Consider the following 19,893-nt stretch of genomic DNA (forward strand, 5'->3'; position numbering starts at 1 on the left):
TATTTTGCGAAAGATCCTGCGTTTTTTAAAAAAAGCCCTCCCCCTCCAGCTTAAGGCGCGGCGGCATGGCCGTGATTTAGCCTTGGTAAAGGATTGCACCGCACACATTAACGGCAAGGATATTTTAGCGTTTATCGTGTTGCGCAATGAGGCGGTGCGGTTGCCGTATTTTTTCGACTATTACCGGCACTTAGGGGTCGGCCATTTTCTGATTATCGATAACGGTTCCGATGATGGCTTGCTGGAAGTGATCGGCGCGGCGGCCGATTGTTCGGTCTGGCATACCCAAGCCAGCTATAAGGCCGCGAAATTCGGTGTGCATTGGCTGAATTTCCTGCTGCGCAAATACGGTACGGGGCATTGGTGCCTGACGGTAGACCCCGACGAGTTTTTGGTTTACCCCTATAGCGATAGCCGTAATCTGCGGGAACTGACCCATTACCTTGAGCAGGAAGGCAAGCCGTCGTTGTTTACCCTCATGCTGGACATGTACAGCGACACCGCCATAGAGCAAGCCACCTACCAGGCCGGCCAAGACCCGTTGGCAATTTGTCCATGGTTTGACGGTACGGGCTATTATCAGGACAAACGCCCACACTATGGCGAATGGTGGATACGCGGCGGGGTGCGGCGGCGGGCATTTTTCGCCGACCAGCCCGAACTGTCGCCCGCCCTGAACAAAACCGTGCTGGTGCAGTGGCGTTGGTATTACGCGTATATCGCCTCCACCCATATTGTCTGGCCGAACCGCCTCAATAACCCGCACTTTGCCGACACCCTGGCCCCGACCGGCTGCTTGCTGCATTTTAAGTATCTGTCCCTGTTACGCGAAAAAGCCGAAGAGGAAGTGCACCGCCAAGAGCATTATGCCGGTTCTTTTGAGTATCAGCGCTACTTGGCGGGACTGGACGCACAGGCCTATCTTTGGACTAGCGCGTCGGTGCGTTTCCAAGACTGGCGGCAGTGTGTCGATTTGGGGCTGATGACGACGGGGCGGTGGTTTTAGTGATGAAATTGGCGTTTATCATTTTGGCGCATGACGATAGCGACAACCTGTTCCGGCTGATCCGGCGGCTGTTGGTTGACGGCGATTTAGTGGTGGTGCATTGGGATAAAAAAAACCCTTTCGACTTAGCCGCCGCCGCATATAGCCAATTGGACGGCCCACAACGCTCGCGCCTGCGCTTTGCCCGCCGCCATGCGGTCGAATGGGGGGGCTGGAGCATGGTCGAGGCGACCTTGGCGGGGCTGGCGGAGCTGGCAACTTCGATTGAGGCCTTTGATTATGTGATTCTGCTGAGCGGAGCCGACTATCCCATCAAACCCTTGCCCGTGCTCAAAGCATTTCTTCGCCAAGGCGGTGGCCGCGAATATATCGAATGCGTAAACCCCGAACACGAGACATGGGTGGTCGATGGTTTGGTGCAGGCGCGTTACCAGCATTACCATTGGCTAAATTGGCGCAAACGCCCTAAGCTGTTCAGCTTTATGGTGACAGTGCAAAAAAAACTGGGCATCCGGCGGCGTTTGCCGGAAGACCTTAGTCCGCGCTTTGGCTCCCAGTGGTGGGCGTTGACCGGCACGACCGCGCAACAGGTGCTGGAACGTAGCCGCCGCCGCGCCCTCCGCGCCTTCTTCAAAACCACTTGGGTGCCGGATGAGCTGTTTTTTCCGACCCTGGTGGCGGCGCTGGTGCCTGCCGGGCGCATTGTCTCCAGCAGCCTGACTTTTTACCATTTTAGCCAGCAAGGCCGCCCCTTGCTGTTATATAACGACCATTTTGACTTTCTGTGCCGACAAGAGCGATTTTTTGCGCGGAAATTATCGGCACACGCCACCTTATTGCGCGACCGCCTCGACCAAGTGTTGGCCGCTCCTGAACCTGCCGCCCCACCCGTCCGGCTCAGTAAGCAATTGCCTGCTTACGAAGCGTTTACCGCCGTACAATGGCGCGGCTTACCGGGGCGGCGCGTCATCGGTCGGCAGCACGATGCGTGGTACGGCGATTTGGAATGGAATAAGCGGCCCTATTTTGTCTTAGTCTGCGACCAGCAGACCCGGCTTGAAACCGCCCACCAAACCTTAAACGCCCTGCCGGGCGTTAGCTGCTATGGTGAGCTGTTTCATGGCAGCCATATTGACTATGGCGTATCCGGCTGGGCACATCCGTTTTACCCCGCCGACAAGCCCGCTGTCCGCGATATGAAACGGCCCAATTTTTTGGCGGATGTCCTCCAAGCCCAACCGGCGCAGTTTATCGGCTTTGTTTTACGCCTGCCCTGCGGCCATGAAATGGAAAAAGTCATTCTGTTTGACCCGCAGGCCGCGCCTATTTTTATCCTGCCCGCTGACGGTTACCAAACCCCCGACGGGCTGGCCTGGGACACCGCCTTCGCTAATATGGTTTTACATGATAATCTGCAAGAAGCCCGCCGAGCGGGTAAGCGCTGCTTATTATTAACCGCACACCAGCATCACCTTTCAGATGAGGGCATTAGCCAGCTAAGCTCTTATGTCAGCCGTCTAAAAACAGGTTTTACATGTTAAGTTTTTTGGGGATACTAGGACAAATGGCAGGCCACTACCAACCCCGCCCGTTATTGTCGCCGGCAGCGGGGGATAATCGGCAACCGGCCAAGCAACGCTTGGTGATGACCTTATTGGTCAGAAACGAGGCCGACGTCATCGAAGGCAATCTGCGCTTCCATCTCGACCACGGGGTGGATTTTATCGTCGCCACCGATAACGGCTCCAGCGACGGCACGACAGAAATCCTCGAAGAATACGCCAAGCAGGGGGTCGTGCATTTGCTCCACGAGCCGAGCCGGGTGTTCCAGCAACGCGCCTGGGTCAACCGCATGGGCAGGTTAGCCTGTTCGGCCTTTGCCGCCGATATGATTTTCCACGCCGATGCCGATGAGTTATGGTTACCGCGTAGCGGTTCCTTAAAAACCGAGTTGTCCCGCTATAGCGATGTGGATGTGTTGTCGGTGCCGGTCAGAAATATGCTGATCGCCAATCGCGGCGGGGCCGAGTGTTTTCCGGGGGATATTATTTACGAAGTCAGCAACCCGATAGTCAAAGCCCTGCCGAAAGTGATGGATGAAGTCAATTGGCGGTCGTTTTTGTTGTACCGTTACCCCAATAAAGTCATTTACACCACCCGCCAAGGTTATTTGGAAGTGGTGCAGGGCAACCATGACATTCAGCCTAGGCATTGGCAAAATTATTGTAAACAGCCGTCTTGCGATATAGAAGTGCTGCATTTTCCGGTGCGCGGCTTTGCGCAATTTTGCCGGAAAATCATCAATAATGGCGAGGGCTTGGAAAATCTGGAACAGCACTTTGGCAGCAAGCCCGCCCATGCTTGGCATGTCAAACGCTGGTACGCGCTGTATAAAAACGGTAAGCTGGACGAAGAATATGCCCGGTTGCTGAATTTGGAGGCTTACTTGGCGCAAGGCATCCTATCGCCCTTAGGCGAACACCGCTACCGGGCGTTGGATTATTTTGCCGATGCCTTGGCAATGCCGGGCTAAGCGGTACATTAAGGGTTAAAATCATTGATGATCAAGTTTTTCATAAAGCCCGCCAATTAGGGTGGGGCATTTGTTAAAAACACAAGGCCGTAGGGTAAAACGGCTCCCTCCCCTGATGGGGAGGGCTGGGGTGGGGAGAATAAAATCAATGGCTTATACTTATGGCTTAGAGGTTTTAATCAGACTGCTTTCTGTCCGAATTAATGAAAAAAGCCTTATTTAGATTCTCCCCTCCCCATCAGGTGAGGGAGACGGGCTTCGTTGCAACCTGTTGTTTTAAATTAACTTGTGTTTATTTCCAATGTCCGGTAGCCGGGCTATTGATTTGAATGTTAAAAACTTGATGATCGAGAAAATGATAATAAAACGCCGTACAGGCTGGTTGCTTGCCTTAGGTCTGGCGCTCATTGGCGCGTTGGCGATTTTGGCGCCGGTTCCGCTGGCGTTTGCCCCGGCTTTACAGCTAACCACCCTTACCGGGCAAACGCTAACACTGTCGGACTGGCGCGGCAAGCCGGTCATCGTCACGTTTTGGGCGACCGATTGCGCTGGCTGCATCAAAGAAATCCCCCCGCTGCGCGGTTTGTATCAGGATTATCACGCGCGGGGCTTGGAGATGCTCGCCATTGCCATGTACTATGACCCACCCAGCCATGTGGTGGCGATGACGGGCGAACAGCAGTTGCCGTATCCGGTCGCCTTGGACTTAACGGCAGCGTCGGCGCGGGCGTTTGGCCAAGTCGCCCTGACCCCGACCACGTTTTTAATTGCCCCCGATGGGCGCATTGCCTTACAGTACACGGGTTTATTTGATGAGCAGGCGATACGCGCCGCGCTGGACCGTTTTTTAAAAGGATAACTATGCTTTGGTTAAAAGCCCTGCATTTGATTTTTATGGTGACGTGGTTCGCCGGCCTGTTCTATTTGCCGCGTTTGTTCGTCTACCATGCCATGAGCGATGATGCCATCAGCAACGAACGCTTTAAGGTGATGGAGCGCAAGCTATACTTTGGCATTATGACACCGGGCATGGTGGCGACGTGGCTGTTTGGGCTGTGGATGTTGCACAGCTATGCGTGGGCGGCTTATGCGGGCAGCGGTTGGCTGCACGTCAAGCTGGCCTTGTTGCTGGTCTTGGTGGCTTATCATATCCTGTGCGGGGTATGGTTACAGGCGTTTAAGCAGGACCGTAATACCCATAGCCATGTCTATTATCGCTGGATGAACGAAGTGCCGGTGCTGTTTTTGGTGGCGATTGTCATCTTGGCGGTGGTCAGGCCTTTTTAGGTATTACGGCCTTTAGTCCGTGAGGGCGGCAGGTGGACGGATCTCTTGGTAAGGAAAAGGTTTATGTTCGACATAGTAACTGATGTTACGCAGCCCTTAGTTTTTGCAACTCTTCATAAGCCATTTGGTTGGCCTTGACGAACAGCTTGGCCCGCATAGCGAAATGATTGGTTTTATGTTTTATCTTCAGGCATTCGAGCTTGAACCTTGCTTGGAACGAAAGCACCGTAACCCGCCCAGACAAAAGACATCGGCAAGGGGGTTGCTGAACTTCCATAAAAGGAAGAAAAAACATTGTTTCTGAACAGAATTTCCTTAACTTAATGGCAGTGACCCCAGCCCTCCCCTTCGCAGGGGAGGGAGCTTATGCCTTCCCCGTCGTACAGGCGAAAATAGGGAGGGGTTGCCGTACTTTCGCTTCTACTACAGATTTATTTCATGCACGTTCCTTATCGGGTTTAATGCTCGGCTTCTAACATCGCGGCCATTTCATTGTAGATGTGCTGTTGCCGTACCGGGTCGGTAATCGGCTGGTTTTGTGGGTCGGTGACGTAAAACAAATCCTCGGCGCGGCTGCCGATGGTGGTGATCTTGGCGCTGTGCAGGTTAATGTGCTGTTTGATGAAGGCTTGGCCGATTTGGGACAGCAGGCCGGCGCGGTCGGTGGTGACCAGTTCGATAACGGTATGCCGCCCTAGCGGGTCGTCTAAAAATTGGATGCGGGTCGGAATCGGGAAATGGCGGGCCTGGCGTGATTGGCGGTGCAGGTTTTTGTGTTTTTTAACTTCTTGTTTGCGCAAGCTGGTTTGCAGGGCGGTGCGGATATGTTCCTCGCGGTAATGGTCTTGGATAGGCTCGCCGGACTGTTCCAATACTTGGAAGCTATTGAGGGTGTAATCGTTCAGCGTGGTCATGATCCGTGCGTCTAAGATGGTCAGGCCCAGTTGGTCGAGGGTGGCGGTGCACAGGGAAAAAATTGGCCCGCAGTTTTCGGTATAGACGAATATTTCCGCGCTGCCGCGTTGGGTATGCGGCTCCAATAACACCATCGGCAGGTCGGCCGGGTCGGCGTAGGCGATGGCGCGGGTATGCCAGACAATTTCATCGGTGGCGTAACGTAAGAAGTAATCGTCGCTGAGGTTGTGCCACGTCTTGTCAATGACGCTTTCACATAAGCCCAGTTGGCGCAGTTCGTCTTTGGCTTCGGCTTTGTTCTCCGCCAGCCGTTCCGCGAGGGTGACCGGATTTTGCAGGCCTTTGTGCAGGACGCTATGGGTTTTGTTATACAGCTCTTTGAGCAGCACGTCTTTCCAGGAGTTCCACAGTTCCGGGTTGGTGGCGCGGATGTCGGCAACGGTGAGCAGGTACAGGTAGTTAAGGTATTCGATGCTGCCGACCAATTGCGCGAATTCGTGGATGACATCGATGTCGCTGATGTCTTTGCGTTGGGCGGTCATGGACATCATCAGGTGGTTGCGTACCAGCCAAGCGGTCAGTTTGCTGTCGTGGTTGGACAGCCCGTGCTGTAGGCAAAATTGGTAGGCGATGTCTTCGCCGATGGTGGAGTGGTCGCCGTTGCGGCCTTTGGCAATGTCATGGAACAGCCCGCCGAGGTAGAGCAGTTCGGGTTTTTGGATTTGTAAAAAGACTTTGTGGCAAAACGGCATTTCGTTGCAATGGGCTTCAATCGAGAAGCGGCGCAAGTTGCGGATCACGAACAGGGTGTGTTCGTCGACGGTGTAAATGTGGAACAGGTCGTACTGCATCCGTGCGACGATGTTGGCGAAGCTGGGCAGGTAGGCGGCCAGGACACCGTAGCGGTTCATGCGTTTGAGTTGGGTGGTGATGCCGCGCGGTTGCCGCAACAGTTCGATGAACAACTGGTTAGCGGCCTTGTCGGTGCGGAACGCGTCGTCCATCAGGTGCAGGTTTTTGCGGATCAGGCGGATGGTGGTGGCGCGGATGCCGCTTAAGCTGGTGTTTTGTTGGAGGATGAGGAAAATTTTCAGCAATAAGAGTGGGTTGCGGGTAAACACGTCTTCATCGACCGCTTCCAGATAGCCGTTGATGGCGACAAAGTCCTCGCTGATGTCGGTGGGTCGGCAACCGGTTTCGCCACAAACGAAACGCTCGTTAAACAGTTGCAGAAGCATTTCGTTCAGCCGCTCCAGGCCTTGTACAGTTTTAAAATAAAACTGCATGAAGCGTTCAACGTCTTGGTTGTATTGCTGGTCTGCGCCGCTAAAGCCGAATTGTTGGGCGAGGTCGCGTTGGTAGTCGAAAATCAGGCGGTCTTCGCCGCGTTGCGTGAGCAGGTGCAGGGCATAACGGATGCGCCACAGCACTTCGCGGGCGGCAATCAGCTCGTTATATTCCGACTCCGGCATGAAATTGTATTTGATCAGCTCTTTCAGGGTGGAGGAATGGTAATGGCGCTTGAACACCCACGCGATGACCTGCATATCCCGCAAGCCGCCGGGGCCTTCTTTGACGTTCGGCTCCAGATTGTAGGCGGTGTTATGGGCCTTGGCGTAACGTTGCTCCTGTTCGGTCATTTTGGCTTGAAAAAACAAGTCCGAAGGCCAGATATGGTCGGGCGAGGTCTGTTCTTTCAGTTCATCAAATAAGTCAGGGTTGCCGGTAATCAGACGGATTTCGGTCAGGCTGGTCATGACCGTCTGGTTTTTAATGGCTTCGGCCACGCATTCGCTAATGGTGCGCACGCTTTGTCCGGGTTTGAGGCTGATGTCCCAGAGGAAGGTGAAGAAGTTGCCCAAATCTTCTTGGTAGCCGCTGTCGTCGCCGTCCTCTTCGCCGTTGTCGAGCATCACTAAAATGTCGATGTCGGAATAGGGGAACAGTTCGCGCCGCCCGTAGCCGCCGACGGCGATGAGGGCGAAGCGGGCGGCTTTGATGCCGAGAAAATGCCGCCACGCGCTGCTGAGCAGATTGTCGATAAAGTCCGAGCGTTCTTTAATAAGCGCCGACACCGATTGGTGCGGGTCGAATTTTTGTTTAAGTTCCGCCTCGTTGTGTTTCAGCAAAAGCTTAAACTGTTGCAGGTGGTCGGGCTGGTCAAAGAGTTCAGAATACAAAGGCTTCACCGTTCTTCTTGGCGTAAGGTCAGGATTTCATAGCCGGTCGGGGTGACCAGTATGGTATGTTCCCATTGCGCAGATAAGCTATGGTCTTTAGTGACCGCCGTCCAACCGTCCGCTAAAACTTTGACATGGCGTTTGCCCAGGTTAATCATGGGCTCGATGGTGATAATCATGCCCGCGTCCAGCACGTCGCCGCTACCCGCCTTGCCATAATGGAGGACTTGCGGGTCTTCATGGAATTTTTTGCCGATGCCGTGCCCGCAGAATTCGCGTACTACCGAATAACGGTTGCCTTCGGCATGTTTTTGGATGGCATGGCCGATGTCGCCCAAGGTAGCCCCGGCCTTGACTTGCTCAATGCCTTTGTACATGGATTCTTGGGTGATTTTTACCAGCCGTTTGGCGTGGGGGCTGACCTCGCCGACACAAAACATTTTGCTGGTGTCGCCGTGATAGCCGTCTTTAATGACGGTGATGTCGATATTGACAATATCGCCGGATTTAAGTTTCTTGTCGCTGGGGATGCCGTGGCAAACCTGCTGGTTGATCGAGGTGCAGATGGATTTGGGGAAGCCTTTGTAATTCAGCGGCGCGGCAATGGCTTCTTGGACATTGACGATATAGTCGTAGCAAATTTGGTCTAGCTCGTTGGTGGTGATGCCGGGGACGACAAAAGGTTCGAGCATTTCTAAGACTTGTGCGGCCAGTCGGCCTGCCACACGCATTTTGTCGATTTCACTGGCGTTTTTTATAATGATGCTCATAGTCAATTAGCAATGGCTACTGCTGTCGGCAGTATTTCAGGGTCAAAAAGTATAAGGAACTGGAGAGTTTAACAGAGATTGGCTTGTTGTAAAAAGCTTTATATGGTATAAAGATAAGTTCATTTTTGTACCAATACTCACATTTATCGTCACGTTTGGAAGGGTGCCGGGTCGCCGTGTGCGGACTGGTTTCCAGACGGGATAAGTGGAGGCGTAACCCACTCGGGACAAGTGTCCCGAATTTTAATCTTTAGGAGAAATAAATGGCAGCAGTATCTATGCGTCAAATGCTCGAAGCGGGTGTCCACTTTGGCCACCAAACCCGTTACTGGAACCCCAAAATGGCTAACTACCTGTTCGGTTCGCGTAACAAAATCCACATCATCGATTTGGAAAAAACGCTTCCTTTATTTAACGACGCTATGAACTATCTGGGTCAAATGGCGGCTAACAAAGGCACTATTTTGTTTGTCGGCACCAAAAAAGCCGCGCGTAAAGTGGTCGCCGAAGAAGCGGCGCGTTGTGGTATGCCTTACGTCAACCATCGTTGGTTGGGCGGCATGATGACCAACTTTAAAACCATCAAAAAATCAATTAACCGCCTGAAAGAGCTGGAAGCGATGAAAGCGGACGGCACTTTGTACCAACGTTTCGGCAAAAAAGAAGCCTTGGGTATGGAGCGCGAACTGGAAAAGCTGGAACGCAGCCTCGGCGGCATTAAAGACATGAAAGGCGTGCCTGATGTGATTTTCATCTTGGATGTCGGCTACGAAAAAAATGCCATCAGCGAAGCCAGAAAATTGGGCATTCCTGTGGTCGGTGTGGTTGACTCCAACAACTCACCTGACAAAGTGGATTATGTCATTCCGGGTAATGACGATTCAATCCGCGCCGTTAAGCTGTATTGCGAAAGCGTGTGCGCGGCGGTATTGGATGCCAAAGCGGCGACTTTAGGCCTGTCCGCCAAAGCCGACGACTTTGTTGAAGAAGCGCCAGCAGCAGAATAAAGGCCGTTTCCGGCCTACGGCAAATGCCGTAAGGGCCGGGATTGGATTAGACAACGCCTCCTTAACGGGGGCGTTTTTATAGTGACACAGACTATTTTTAAAAAACAGGCGAGGAAAACGAGCAATGAGTATTACTATTAGTGCAGCAATGGTGAAAGAGCTACGCGAGAGAACCAGTTCAGGCATGATGGAATGTAAAAAAGCGTTGGTTGAAGCCGAAGGCGACATGGAATTGGCGATTGAGAACATGCGTAAGGCCGGTTTGGCGAAAGCCGACAAAAAATCAGGCCGTATCGCTGCCGAAGGCATCATTGGCGTACAAGTCAGCCCCGACGGCAAAACTGTCGCTATCGTTGACATTAACTGCGAAACCGACTTTGTTGCCAAAGCCGACGATTTTGTCAGCTTTGTCAAAAACGTGACGGTCGGTATCTTAAATGCCGATATTCAAACCGAAGAACAATTATTGGCGATGCCGTTGGAAGATGGCGTTACTGTCGACGAAATGCGCCGTGGCCTGATCGCCAAATTGGGCGAAAACATCACCGTCAGACGTTTTGAAAAATTCACCGCCTCAGAAGGCGGCACCGCTTGCTATCTGCACGGCAGCAAAATGGGCGTAATCGTTGAGTTGGCGGTTGCCGACCCTGAGTTAGGTAAAGATGTCGCCATGCACATTGCCGCCAGCAAACCCATTTGCGTGTCCGAAGACCAAGTGTCGCCTGAAACTATCGCCAAAGAAAAAGAAATTTTCATGGCGCAAGCGGCAGAAAGCGGCAAGCCTGCGGAAATTATCGAAAAAATGGTGGTCGGACGGATCAGCAAATTCTTGGCCGAAGTTACCCTGTTAGGCCAACCGTTCATTAAAGACGATAAAATCACCGTCGGTAAGTTGGCAGCTTCTAAAGGCAATAAAGTCATCCGTTTCAGCCGTTTTGAAGTGGGCGAAGGTATTGAGAAAAAAGAAGAAAACTTTGCCGAAGAAGTCATGGCGCAAGTACGCGGCAGTTAATGTCCGCATCCCAAGCAACTTGGGATAAAATGCTTGCCACTTAGACGTAACCCCTTAAAAGCCGACCTCCGATAAAACTATGACCAAGCTGATTTGCCAAAGAATATTGTTGAAATTAAGCGGTGAAGCCTTAATGAGCGATGTGGGCGGCAGTATCGATGCCGACATTGTGCAGCGGCTGGCGACCGAAATTAAAGAATTGTGTGACTGCGGTGTTCAGGTAGGTTTGGTGATCGGCGGCGGCAACATCTTGCGCGGTGCGGAAAAGGCCTCCCAAGGCCTGGACCGCGTCACCGGCGACCAGATGGGAATGCTTGCCACCGTCATCAATGCCTTAGCCATGCAGGATGCCATTGAGCATTTAGGGCAACCGGTACGCGTGATGTCCGCGCTTAAGATTAATCAGGTCTGTGAAGATTATATCCGCCGCCGTGCCGTCCGGCATTTGGAAAAAGGCCGGGTGGTGATTTTTGCTGCCGGGACGGGTAATCCGTTCTTCACCACCGATTCCGCCGCCAGCCTCAGGGCGATAGAAATCAACGCGCAATTGATGATTAAGGCCACGAAAGTCAAAGGCGTGTATTCGGCCGACCCTGAAAAAGTTAAAGATGCGACGTTTTACCCGCGTTTAAGTTATGACGAAGCCCTGGACCAACGCTTAAATGTTATGGACACCACCGCTTTGGTATTGTGTAAGGAAAACAATATGCCGATGCGGGTCATGAATATTTTTGAGCAGGGGGCTATTATGCGGCTGATGACCGGCGAAGACATCGGCTCACTTATTCAATGAGGAACACAAAATGATTAATGATATTCAAAAAGATGCCTCTATCCGTATGGGTAAAAGCATCGACGCTTTGAAACATGAATTTTCTAAAATACGCACAGGCCGTGCGCATCCGAGTTTGTTGGACCAGGTGACGGTGTCTTATTACGGCACTGAGTCCTCTATCTCCCAAGTCGCCAATGTCGCGGTGGAAGATTCGCGTACCCTGACTATCACGCCTTGGGAAAAAGGCATGGTGCAGGCGATTGAAAAGGCGATCTTAAAGTCCGATTTGGGGCTTAACCCGGCGACTAACGGTATGGTTATCCGGGTGCCGTTGCCGTCTTTGACGGAAGAGCGCCGCCGGAGTTTGGTCAAGGTCGTTAAGCACGAAGCTGAAAATGGCCGCGTGGCGATCCGCAACATCCGCCGCGATGCCAATTCCGACATTCAAAAAGCGTTAAAAGAAAAGTTGATTTCAGAAGACGAGGCACGTTCAGGCGAGGACAAAATCCAAAAGCTGACCGACCAGTTTGTCAAAGATGTGGAGAAGTTGTTGGAAGCCAAAGAAGCTGACTTATTGTCCATTTAAGACTGGGATTAACGTTATGTCCAATGATGACCTGAACTTTTCGGCGGCGACTCCCCGCCATATCGCCATTATTATGGACGGTAATGGGCGGTGGGCGCAGAAGCGTTTTATGCCCCGCGCGTTCGGTCATCAGGCAGGCGTTAAGACCGTCAGGAAGATGGTCGAGTATTGCGCCAGAAATAAGATAGAGGTGTTGAGCCTATTTGCGTTCAGCAGCGAAAATTGGCGGCGACCGCAAGATGAGGTGTCCATGCTGATGAACCTGTTTTTGGCGACGCTGCAAAGTGAAATTAATAAGCTGGACCGCAACAATATCCGTTTGCGTTTTATCGGCGACCGGAGCCAGTTTTCTGACAGTTTGCAGAAAAAAATGGCCGAAGGCGAAACGCAGACCCAGAACAATACCGCCCTGACCTTAGTGATTGCCGCCAATTACGGTGGCCGCTGGGATATGTGCCAGGCCTGCCAGCAAGTGCTGGATAAAATGGCGGCGGGCGAATTGCCGCCGCAAGCGATTACCGAGCAGTTGCTGAACCAGCATTTGTCTACCGCCGGGTTGCCGGAACCGGATTTGTTTATCCGTACGGGCGGCGAGCAGCGGGTGAGCAATTTTATGCTGTGGCAACTCGCTTACACGGAAATGTATTTTACCCCGACGCTGTGGCCTGATTTTGACGAAGCAGCGCTGGAAGCGGCGGTTGTCAGCTTTACGGGCCGGCAACGCCGGTTTGGCCATACCGGCGAGCAGATAGCTAACCGATCCGTTACCTTATAATTTATCTTAAGACCTACCCATGTTATTACAGCGAATTATCACAGCATCTATCTTGGCAACCTTGATTGCCCTCGCCGTCTTTTTGTTGCCGATTGACTATTTCTCCCTCGTGTTGGCGATTATCGCCCTAATCGGCGGCTGGGAATGGGGCAACTTGATTGGCATCAACTCATTGCTTAAGCGCGTGTTGTTTTTGGTGATGATGATAGTTCCGATGTTAGGCATCCATTTTTGGACACAACTACTGGAAGTGGTGGCGACCCTGTTAGATTGGACGGAAGTCAGAACTTATTCGGGGGTGTTGGACTGGCTGGCGGTTCCGCCTGTGATGTTTTGGCTGCTGATGATGATTATGATCCGCAACGCCCCCGGCGGTGTCTTGGCGTTGCAATTAAAACCCCGTTACAAGGTTTTTATCGGTTGGTTTGTGCTGTTGGCGACATGGATGTTCCTGTCACGCTTGCGGTCTTTTTATGGCTCAGAAATGACCATGTATTTTTTATTGCTGATTTGGGGCGCCGATGTCGCCGCCTATTTCGTCGGCAAAAAATATGGCACGGTCAAGCTGTCGCCTGAAATCAGCCCCGGCAAAACGGTTCAGGGCATGTACGGTGCTTTGGCGGCGGGGGCGTTGTGCGGCATTATCCTGTGCCTGATTTACCTGTTCCCGATTATGATTTCTGCCGACTTTGTGTTGCTGTCGGCTTTGACGGTGCTGATTTCGATTTATGGCGACTTGTTTTTCAGTGTCGTCAAACGCCAACGCGGCGTTAAGGACAGTGGCTCGATATTACCCGGCCACGGCGGTATCTTAGATCGGATAGACAGCATTATCGCCGCCGCCCCGTTCTTTTATGCAGGCGTGTTCCTGATTTATCGGAGCGTATCATGAAAGGGATTTGCATACTCGGCGCGACCGGCTCTATTGGGGTCAGTACCTTGGATGTCGTGGCGCGGCATCCGCACTTATACCGGGTCGTGGCCTTAACCGCCAACACCAATACCGATCTGCTGTTTAGTCAATGCTTGGAGCACCACCCCGATTATGCGGTGGTGGTGGATGAAAAGCGGGTACAGGCGTTTCGGGAAAAAATTAAAGCCTCGATAGTATCCGACATTAAAGTGTTGTCGGGGGCTAAAGCCTTGGAGCAAGTCGCCAGTTTGCCCGCTGTCGATTCGGTCATGGCGGCGATTGTCGGCGCGGCGGGGCTGTTGCCTTCCTTAGCCGCCGCCAAAGCGGGCAAAACCGTATTGCTGGCGAACAAAGAAGCCTTGGTCATGTCCGGCGACATTTTTATGCAGGCCGTCACCGCCGCCGGGGCGCAGTTACTGCCGATTGACAGCGAGCATAACGCCATTTTCCAATGTATGCCCGCCGCTTATCAAGCCGGTCAGCATAGCCCGCTGGTACGGCGCATTTTATTGACTGCCTCCGGCGGCCCGTTCCGGCAAACCCCTTTAGAACAATTACCCGATGTCACCCCCGCGCAAGCGGTCGCCCACCCTAATTGGGATATGGGCAAAAAAATCTCCGTCGATTCGGCGACCATGATGAACAAAGGCTTGGAAATGATCGAAGCCTGCCTGTTGTTCAACATGCAGCCTGAGCAAATCCAAATTGTCATCCATCCGCAAAGCGTCATCCATTCGATGGTCGATTATGTCGACGGCACGGTACTGGCGCAAATGGGCAACCCCGATATGCGCATCCCTATCGCCCATGCCCTTGCCGCCCCCGAACGCTTTGACTCCGGCGCTGAGCCGCTAGACATCTTTAAGGTCGGGCGTATGGATTTTGAAGCCCCTGACTTCCAACGCTTCCCTTGCTTGCGTTTGGCTTACGAGGCCATCCATGCGGGCGGCATTATGCCGACTGTGTTAAATGCCGCCAACGAAATCGCCGTCGAGGCCTTCCTGCAAGGGCAGATCCGCTTTACCGACATCGCTAAGGTGATCGAACGCAGTATGGCGGCGTTTACCGTCCGCCCAGCCGACACGCTGGAGATTGTCTTGGACGCAGACCAGCAAGCGCGGGTAGCCGCCAACCAAGTGTTAAGCCAATTGGACCGTTAATGGCCTTCTTACATACGCTGTTTTATTTTTTCCTCGCCATCGGGCTATTAGTGTCTATCCATGAGTTTGGGCATTTTTGGGTGGCGCGTAAAGTCGGCGTAAAGGTGTTAATATTTTCGGTCGGCTTTGGCAAAATTCTCTGGTCGTACCAAAAATCCCCTGCCGATACCCGCTATGCCTTTTCGGCGATACCTTTGGGCGGCTATGTCAAAATGGTTGACGAACGCGAAGGCGAAGTCAGCCCCAAGGATTTGCCGTTTGCCTTTAACCGCCAAGCCCTGTGGGCGAGGTCGGCTATTGTCGCCGCCGGGCCGGTTTTTAATCTGGTGCTGGCGGTATTGCTGTTTTGGAGCGTACTGGTGATCGGCGAGGCCGATTTTAGGCCGATTATCGGGGTTGCCGAGCAAGGTACCTTGGCGGCGCAAGCGGGCTTTGCCGACGGTGAAGAAATTATTGCCGTTAATGGCAAAACCTCGCCGACCTGGACGGAAGCCATGAGTTTGCTGATGGCGGCGGGTATGGACGGCGATCAGAGCATTCAGGTCACGGTCAAAAATCCAGCGGATGAACAACGGGAGCGGGTTATCACGTTGGCCGAAGGCGATGCCGAAAGCCCCGATAAGCTTTATCAGCATTTTGGCTTTAAGCCGTGGTCGCCAAAGCTCAAGCCTATTATCGGCACAGTTTTGCCGGACAGCGCCGCCTTGGCCGCTGGCTTAAAAACCGGCGATGTGCTGGTCAGTGCCGACACGGTTGTGCTAGATGACTGGCTGCAATGGGTGGGCATCGTCAAAAAACATCCGGGCAGCCCGATTAGCCTGATGATTGAGCGTGATGGCGTGGCCATGCCTATAACGATTATCCCCAACGCAGTGGTAACAGATCCTCAAGGCGAGCAGAAAGAAGGCAAGATCGGCGCTTCGGTGCTGTTTCCTGACGAGTTGCGCAAAAAAATAAGCGTCGATTATGTGTTGCCGCCTTGGGAAGCTATCCCGGTTGCTTTTGAAACGACCTATTATAATGCCAGCGGCACCTTGAAAATGATCGGCAAGATCATCATCGGCAAAGCGTCGGTAAAAAACTTAAGCGGCCCGCTGAGCATTGCCGAATATGCGGGTAAATCCGCCGAGGTTGGTTTAGTGCCGTTTTTGAAATTTTTAGGCTTAATCAGTGTCAGTTTAGGTGTGCTGAATTTATTGCCGATTCCGGTATTGGACGGTGGCCATTTGTTGTTTTTTGCCTTGGAAGCCATTTTTGGCCGACCCATGCCGGAACGGGTGCAAATGGCCTTCCAGCAACTCGGTATGCTGCTGCTGTTCGGGGTGATGGTTTTGGCGTTGGTTTTGGATATGCAGCGCAAGTTTTTTTAAGTGGATTTAAAAACCCGCTAACAATAAGGGGCGTGTAGGATGTTGCCCCGCAGGCAGGCTTATCTTAGGCCTATATGAACAAATCCATGTTACTGCTGTCGGACAGCCACAGCATTCTATATTTGTAACCCACGAGAAAACCATGAAAAAACTACTTAAGATTGCCGCGTTATCGGTGACGGCGTTAACCTTAGCCGTTGCCCATGCCGATGAAACCGCCATTAAGCAAATGTTGGCGAAATCTATGCCGGATGTGCGCGTGGACTCTGTCCGGCCTTCGGATATTAAAGGCATTTATGAGGTTATGGTGGGGGCAAATATTTTGTACGCCACGGAAGACGGCAAGTATATTTTTCAAGGCCGTTTGATTGATGTCGAATCACGCGCCGATTTGACCGAACAGAAATTAGGTGCTGTCCGTCTGGCCGCTTTAGATAAGCTTGGCGAAGCGAAGATGATTATCTTTAAGGCGAAAATCCCTAAATATACCGTCACTATTTTTACAGATATTGATTGCGCCTATTGCCGCAAGCTGCATTCGGAAATTGATTCTTACATGGCGCAAGGCATTACCATCCGCTATGTGTTCTTCCCCCGTGCCGGCAAAGGTTCCGAGTCTTACAATAAAGCCGTGTCGGTTTGGTGCGCTAAAGACCGTAACGCCGCGTTAACCGCCGCCAAGAAAGACCAGTCTATCGATAACAAATCCTGTGAAAATCCGGTTGATGAACACATGCAATTGGCCGCTGATTTTGACGTAAAAGGCACCCCGATGATTATCACCGAAAAAGGCAATGTCTACCCCGGTTACTTGCCTGCGAAAGAATTGGTGCAAGCCTTGGAAATTGAGAAAAAGCCCCGCTAATCCCCCTTCGGCTACGCTCAGGGCAGGCTTCGAGGCTCAGGGCGAGGCTTCAAGTAAGTAGGTGTTCATATATTTTTTAACATTTAATATTGGTAGCTCTGTAACCCCCTCCCAGCCTCCCCCTTGCCAGGGGGAGGGGCTTGTTCCCCTGATTTTCGCCTGTATGACGGGGAAAATGCTCCCTCCCCTGCGAAGGGGAGCCCCTTCGGCTTCGCTCAGGAGGGGTGGGGTTTAACACGTTGAGCCGCAATGGAACGCTCACTTAATGTTATGCGCGTTCTAATAAATAGCGTAACGGCTAACATCGCTTGCCAAGGATGTTAGCCGTTTTAGTGTGGCCTTATGGTTGGCTGGCTTTTTTATGGTGCAGATACGCTTTTCCGGCGATAAAGGCAATAACGGCGACTACGGCAAAGACGATCAGATGTTCGACATCGCGGATGGCGTTGTAAACTTGGTCGGCCAAATGGCCAAAATGGTAAACCACCCAAACGATCAGCGGCACACTGATTAACGCCGCCAAACCGTCGTATAAAAGAAACACTTTATAAGGCAAATGCAGCGACCCGGCGCAGAAAAAAGTCGGTGCCCGCAGGCCCGGCATAAAGCGCGAGACAAAAATGACTTTATTGCCGTGCTGATGCAGCTTTTCCTTTACAGAATCCAAGCGTTCGGGGGTCAGGATCTTACTGAAAAAAGGTTTTTTGGTGATTTCCGACCCGTATTTCGCACCCAAGAGAAAAATGCTGCTGTCGCCGATCAACACCCCCGCCATACTGACGATCACCATCGCCACAACATTCACCTTGCCGTAATAGGCCAGCATTCCGGCTACGAATAAGGTGATGTCTTCAGGAATCGGCAACCCCAGACCACAGGCCAGCAAGACCACGAACACCAGCACATAAGGCATCATGCCCCCAAAACTCTGTGCGAAATTTAATAGCTCCTCCACGGTTTAACCCCTCTTATTATCAATAATTATTTGCCGGCACAGGCAGGTAGACGGCTGTCTTTAGCGCCTGTAGCCGGGCGATTGTTATATGGCAATGCTTAGCCCGAAGATAATCGCTGATAGCGGCGGGATTGTCAATTTAACAGGGCGGGGAAGTGGGTTTATTTGTTTTTGAGGCGGATGGATAGTAAGTACTACAGAGGCAAGCCAACCTGATTTGTTGGGTTAGGCGAGAGCTTAAAGCCCTCGGCAAAGGCTAAAGACCTTTGCACTCCACTGGAGAGGCCGCACCGAACGAAGTGCAATGGTCTTCAGCCATTGCACGGTCAACAGGTGCTGGGCAGATGACGGTGTTGCCGTTATCGTTGTGGCTGGTGAGGGTTGGCATGGGATGGCCTTTTTGTGAGTCCTAAACTGCGCCGATTTTAGGGTGGTAGCGGTTTATTGGCAAGGGTTGTTTGGCGGTTAGGCCTAATGACGCGTAAGCAGCTAGTCTTGCTGGCAATTGGCTCCCCGTTCCTTAATTGTCAGAAAAATATCTGTAAAAAAGTATTCTTATGTGTTGTTTTTAAGTAAATCTATAAATTCTCCAATGTTACGATGCTTTAAATCATTGGGTGTTTCATCTGTTAAAGAGAAATTATGAAATTCATGCCAATCATGGTCAAGCTGTGGATTATATTCCTTAAAATGTAAGTCTGGTATGTCTATTTTGTTAGCAAGAAAGTAACGCCTTTCTATAAAGAGATTCTCCGCTATTAAATTAAGTCTGTCGGGTTTTAGGTTATATTGGTTGGAAAAGATAACCTCGCCCCAGTTTTTAAAGTTTCCTGCATCCCGATAAAGATATTCAAATTTGACATTCATAACGGCTCCTACTTTTTGAAAATACATTCCCGATGGTAGCGTAAAAAATCGGCAAGAGGGCTAAACTTTTGGGGTAAAAAAATTGGCTTACCCTCGTAAGCCAATATTGCAGAATTAAAAAAAAGATCGTCATGGCTGGTATATTTTTTTGAAACGCTGATAGTCATGTTTTCAGCAATTGTCAAAATGCCCATATCAAATGCTTTGTCATGTAGCATTGATAAACAAAGCCCGTTACTAGGATTTAATCGATTTGTTTCATCTATTCGCCACGGCACTATATGACTGGCTACCAATAGTTTTGTATTGGCAAGTCCTGTTATGCAGCAACGGTTATTGTAAGCACTCAGCACTGAACGTCGGAAAAAAGTTTGACCAACTCGGCTTGTCGATTGGATGGTTTTGTTGCTTCCGGTATAATTAGCGGCATCATATAGTTCGTCTATGTCTAAAGACAATTCCGGTATTTCAAAAGTATTTATAGCTTGTTGCATTTTATTGGCAAAAGCATCCCTGTCAAGTTGCATTTCTTCCCACATCGCTCTATCTAATGTTGATGCTCCTTTTAGTCCACTACGTCCGGTTGATATTATTGCAGGATCAATACTAGCAATATTCACTAATTTCATTGCTAATGCTGACGGAGTTCTATCAATAATTTCCGCATATTTAATAATTTCAGGATTGTTTTTGTGCATTTTCCCAAAGGGCATTTGACAATATAAATTGAAAGCGATTAGCAGTTGATTATATGTCCAGCTATTTTTAGTTGCCATTATAGAGTCCGAAGCTGATTATGCGACATAATAAACGTATAACTTAAGAACGGTCATTGATTGGTATGGGGCAAACGGTTTTACCTGACATTTCTCAAAACTACCAGATTCAATTTATCCCTATTAACGGCTTTATTTCGC

Annotated in this window: 20 protein-coding genes and 1 pseudogene; 14 read left to right on the forward strand and 7 right to left on the reverse strand. The window is 51.3% G+C overall.

What is annotated here, in order from left to right:
• The first annotated feature begins 4 nt into the window (after positions 1-4).
• The 5 genes from CEK71_RS18415 (at position 5) to hemJ (ending at position 4,826) form a co-directional block, all read left to right on the forward strand.
• Positions 5-1,006 carry a glycosyltransferase family 2 protein gene (locus tag CEK71_RS18415; protein WP_198328317.1) on the forward strand — a complete coding sequence of 334 codons (1,002 nt, stop codon included), beginning with the start codon at positions 5-7 and terminating at the stop codon, positions 1,004-1,006.
• Entirely contained in the window at positions 964-2,547 is a 1,584-nt protein-coding gene (locus tag CEK71_RS18420; protein ID WP_157679404.1) for a beta-1,6-N-acetylglucosaminyltransferase, read from the forward strand. The genes CEK71_RS18415 and CEK71_RS18420 overlap by 43 nt, the downstream gene beginning before the upstream one ends.
• Entirely contained in the window at positions 2,541-3,539 is a 999-nt protein-coding gene (locus CEK71_RS18425) for a glycosyltransferase family 2 protein (protein WP_088620752.1), read from the forward strand. Before CEK71_RS18420 ends, CEK71_RS18425 begins: the two co-directional genes overlap by 7 nt.
• A gap of 325 nt (positions 3,540-3,864) precedes the next feature.
• Positions 3,865-4,398, forward strand: a complete 534-nt coding sequence (locus CEK71_RS18430; protein WP_232463687.1) for a peroxiredoxin family protein — start codon at positions 3,865-3,867, stop codon at positions 4,396-4,398.
• A gap of 2 nt (positions 4,399-4,400) precedes the next feature.
• On the forward strand, positions 4,401-4,826 hold the full coding sequence (hemJ, locus tag CEK71_RS18435) for a protoporphyrinogen oxidase HemJ (protein WP_088620753.1): 426 nt from the start codon (positions 4,401-4,403) through the stop codon (positions 4,824-4,826).
• Positions 4,827-4,911: 85 nt separating this feature from the next.
• Here the strand turns inward: hemJ and CEK71_RS24350 are convergent.
• The 3 genes and pseudogenes from CEK71_RS24350 to map all read right to left on the reverse strand — a co-directional run.
• Positions 4,912-5,049, reverse strand: a pseudogene (locus tag CEK71_RS24350) (IS701 family transposase); the annotation flags it as partial.
• Positions 5,050-5,284: 235 nt separating this feature from the next.
• Complete coding sequence (gene glnD / locus CEK71_RS18445; RefSeq protein ID WP_088620755.1) at positions 5,285-7,930, reverse strand: [protein-PII] uridylyltransferase; 2,646 nt, start codon at positions 7,928-7,930, stop codon at positions 5,285-5,287.
• Positions 7,927-8,691, reverse strand: a complete 765-nt coding sequence (gene map / locus CEK71_RS18450; protein WP_088620756.1) for a type I methionyl aminopeptidase — start codon at positions 8,689-8,691, stop codon at positions 7,927-7,929. The genes glnD and map overlap by 4 nt, the downstream gene beginning before the upstream one ends.
• A 263-nt stretch (positions 8,692-8,954) precedes the next feature.
• Between map and rpsB the strand changes: the two genes are divergently transcribed.
• From rpsB to CEK71_RS18495, 9 genes are all read left to right on the forward strand, one after another.
• The gene (gene rpsB, locus CEK71_RS18455) at positions 8,955-9,698 is read left to right on the forward strand and encodes a 30S ribosomal protein S2 (protein ID WP_088620757.1); all 744 of its coding nucleotides are present in this window, start codon (positions 8,955-8,957) and stop codon (positions 9,696-9,698) included.
• A gap of 124 nt (positions 9,699-9,822) precedes the next feature.
• Positions 9,823-10,710, forward strand: coding sequence for a translation elongation factor Ts (tsf, locus tag CEK71_RS18460; protein ID WP_198328318.1), 888 nt, complete (start codon positions 9,823-9,825; stop codon positions 10,708-10,710).
• A gap of 79 nt (positions 10,711-10,789) precedes the next feature.
• A complete protein-coding gene (gene pyrH / locus CEK71_RS18465; protein ID WP_088620758.1) occupies positions 10,790-11,503 on the forward strand; it encodes a UMP kinase in 714 nt (237 codons plus the stop codon).
• Positions 11,504-11,513: 10 nt separating this feature from the next.
• Positions 11,514-12,071: a ribosome recycling factor gene (gene frr, locus CEK71_RS18470; RefSeq protein WP_088620759.1), complete on the forward strand. Its 558-nt coding sequence runs from the start codon at positions 11,514-11,516 to the stop codon at positions 12,069-12,071.
• Between the two features lie 16 nt (positions 12,072-12,087).
• The gene (gene uppS, locus CEK71_RS18475) at positions 12,088-12,846 is read left to right on the forward strand and encodes a polyprenyl diphosphate synthase (protein WP_088620760.1); all 759 of its coding nucleotides are present in this window, start codon (positions 12,088-12,090) and stop codon (positions 12,844-12,846) included.
• Positions 12,847-12,865: 19 nt separating this feature from the next.
• Complete coding sequence (locus tag CEK71_RS18480) at positions 12,866-13,738, forward strand: phosphatidate cytidylyltransferase (RefSeq protein WP_088620761.1); 873 nt, start codon at positions 12,866-12,868, stop codon at positions 13,736-13,738.
• Positions 13,735-14,919: a 1-deoxy-D-xylulose-5-phosphate reductoisomerase gene (gene ispC, locus CEK71_RS18485; RefSeq protein WP_088620762.1), complete on the forward strand. Its 1,185-nt coding sequence runs from the start codon at positions 13,735-13,737 to the stop codon at positions 14,917-14,919. The genes CEK71_RS18480 and ispC overlap by 4 nt, the downstream gene beginning before the upstream one ends.
• Positions 14,919-16,289 carry an RIP metalloprotease RseP gene (gene rseP / locus CEK71_RS18490; RefSeq protein ID WP_088620763.1) on the forward strand — a complete coding sequence of 457 codons (1,371 nt, stop codon included), beginning with the start codon at positions 14,919-14,921 and terminating at the stop codon, positions 16,287-16,289. The genes ispC and rseP overlap by 1 nt, the downstream gene beginning before the upstream one ends.
• 142 nt (positions 16,290-16,431) lie before the next feature.
• The gene (locus tag CEK71_RS18495) at positions 16,432-17,154 is read left to right on the forward strand and encodes a disulfide isomerase DsbC N-terminal domain-containing protein (RefSeq protein WP_088620764.1); all 723 of its coding nucleotides are present in this window, start codon (positions 16,432-16,434) and stop codon (positions 17,152-17,154) included.
• Between the two features lie 340 nt (positions 17,155-17,494).
• Here CEK71_RS18495 and CEK71_RS18500 read toward each other — a convergent pair whose 3' ends face one another.
• The 4 genes from CEK71_RS18500 to CEK71_RS18510 all read right to left on the reverse strand — a co-directional run bounded on the left by CEK71_RS18500 (position 17,495) and on the right by CEK71_RS18510 (position 19,752).
• Positions 17,495-18,109, reverse strand: a complete 615-nt coding sequence (locus tag CEK71_RS18500) for a DedA family protein (RefSeq protein ID WP_088620765.1) — start codon at positions 18,107-18,109, stop codon at positions 17,495-17,497.
• Positions 18,110-18,365: 256 nt separating this feature from the next.
• Positions 18,366-18,497, reverse strand: coding sequence for a hypothetical protein (locus tag CEK71_RS23985; RefSeq protein WP_269766567.1), 132 nt, complete (start codon positions 18,495-18,497; stop codon positions 18,366-18,368).
• Between the two features lie 167 nt (positions 18,498-18,664).
• Positions 18,665-18,976, reverse strand: coding sequence for a hypothetical protein (locus CEK71_RS18505; RefSeq protein ID WP_146054478.1), 312 nt, complete (start codon positions 18,974-18,976; stop codon positions 18,665-18,667).
• Between the two features lie 8 nt (positions 18,977-18,984).
• A complete protein-coding gene (locus tag CEK71_RS18510) occupies positions 18,985-19,752 on the reverse strand; it encodes an HNH endonuclease (protein WP_088620767.1) in 768 nt (255 codons plus the stop codon).
• Between the last annotated feature and the right edge of the window lie 141 nt (positions 19,753-19,893).

It is taken from the genome of Methylovulum psychrotolerans (assembly GCF_002209385.1).
Taxonomy (GTDB): domain Bacteria; phylum Pseudomonadota; class Gammaproteobacteria; order Methylococcales; family Methylomonadaceae; genus Methylovulum; species Methylovulum psychrotolerans.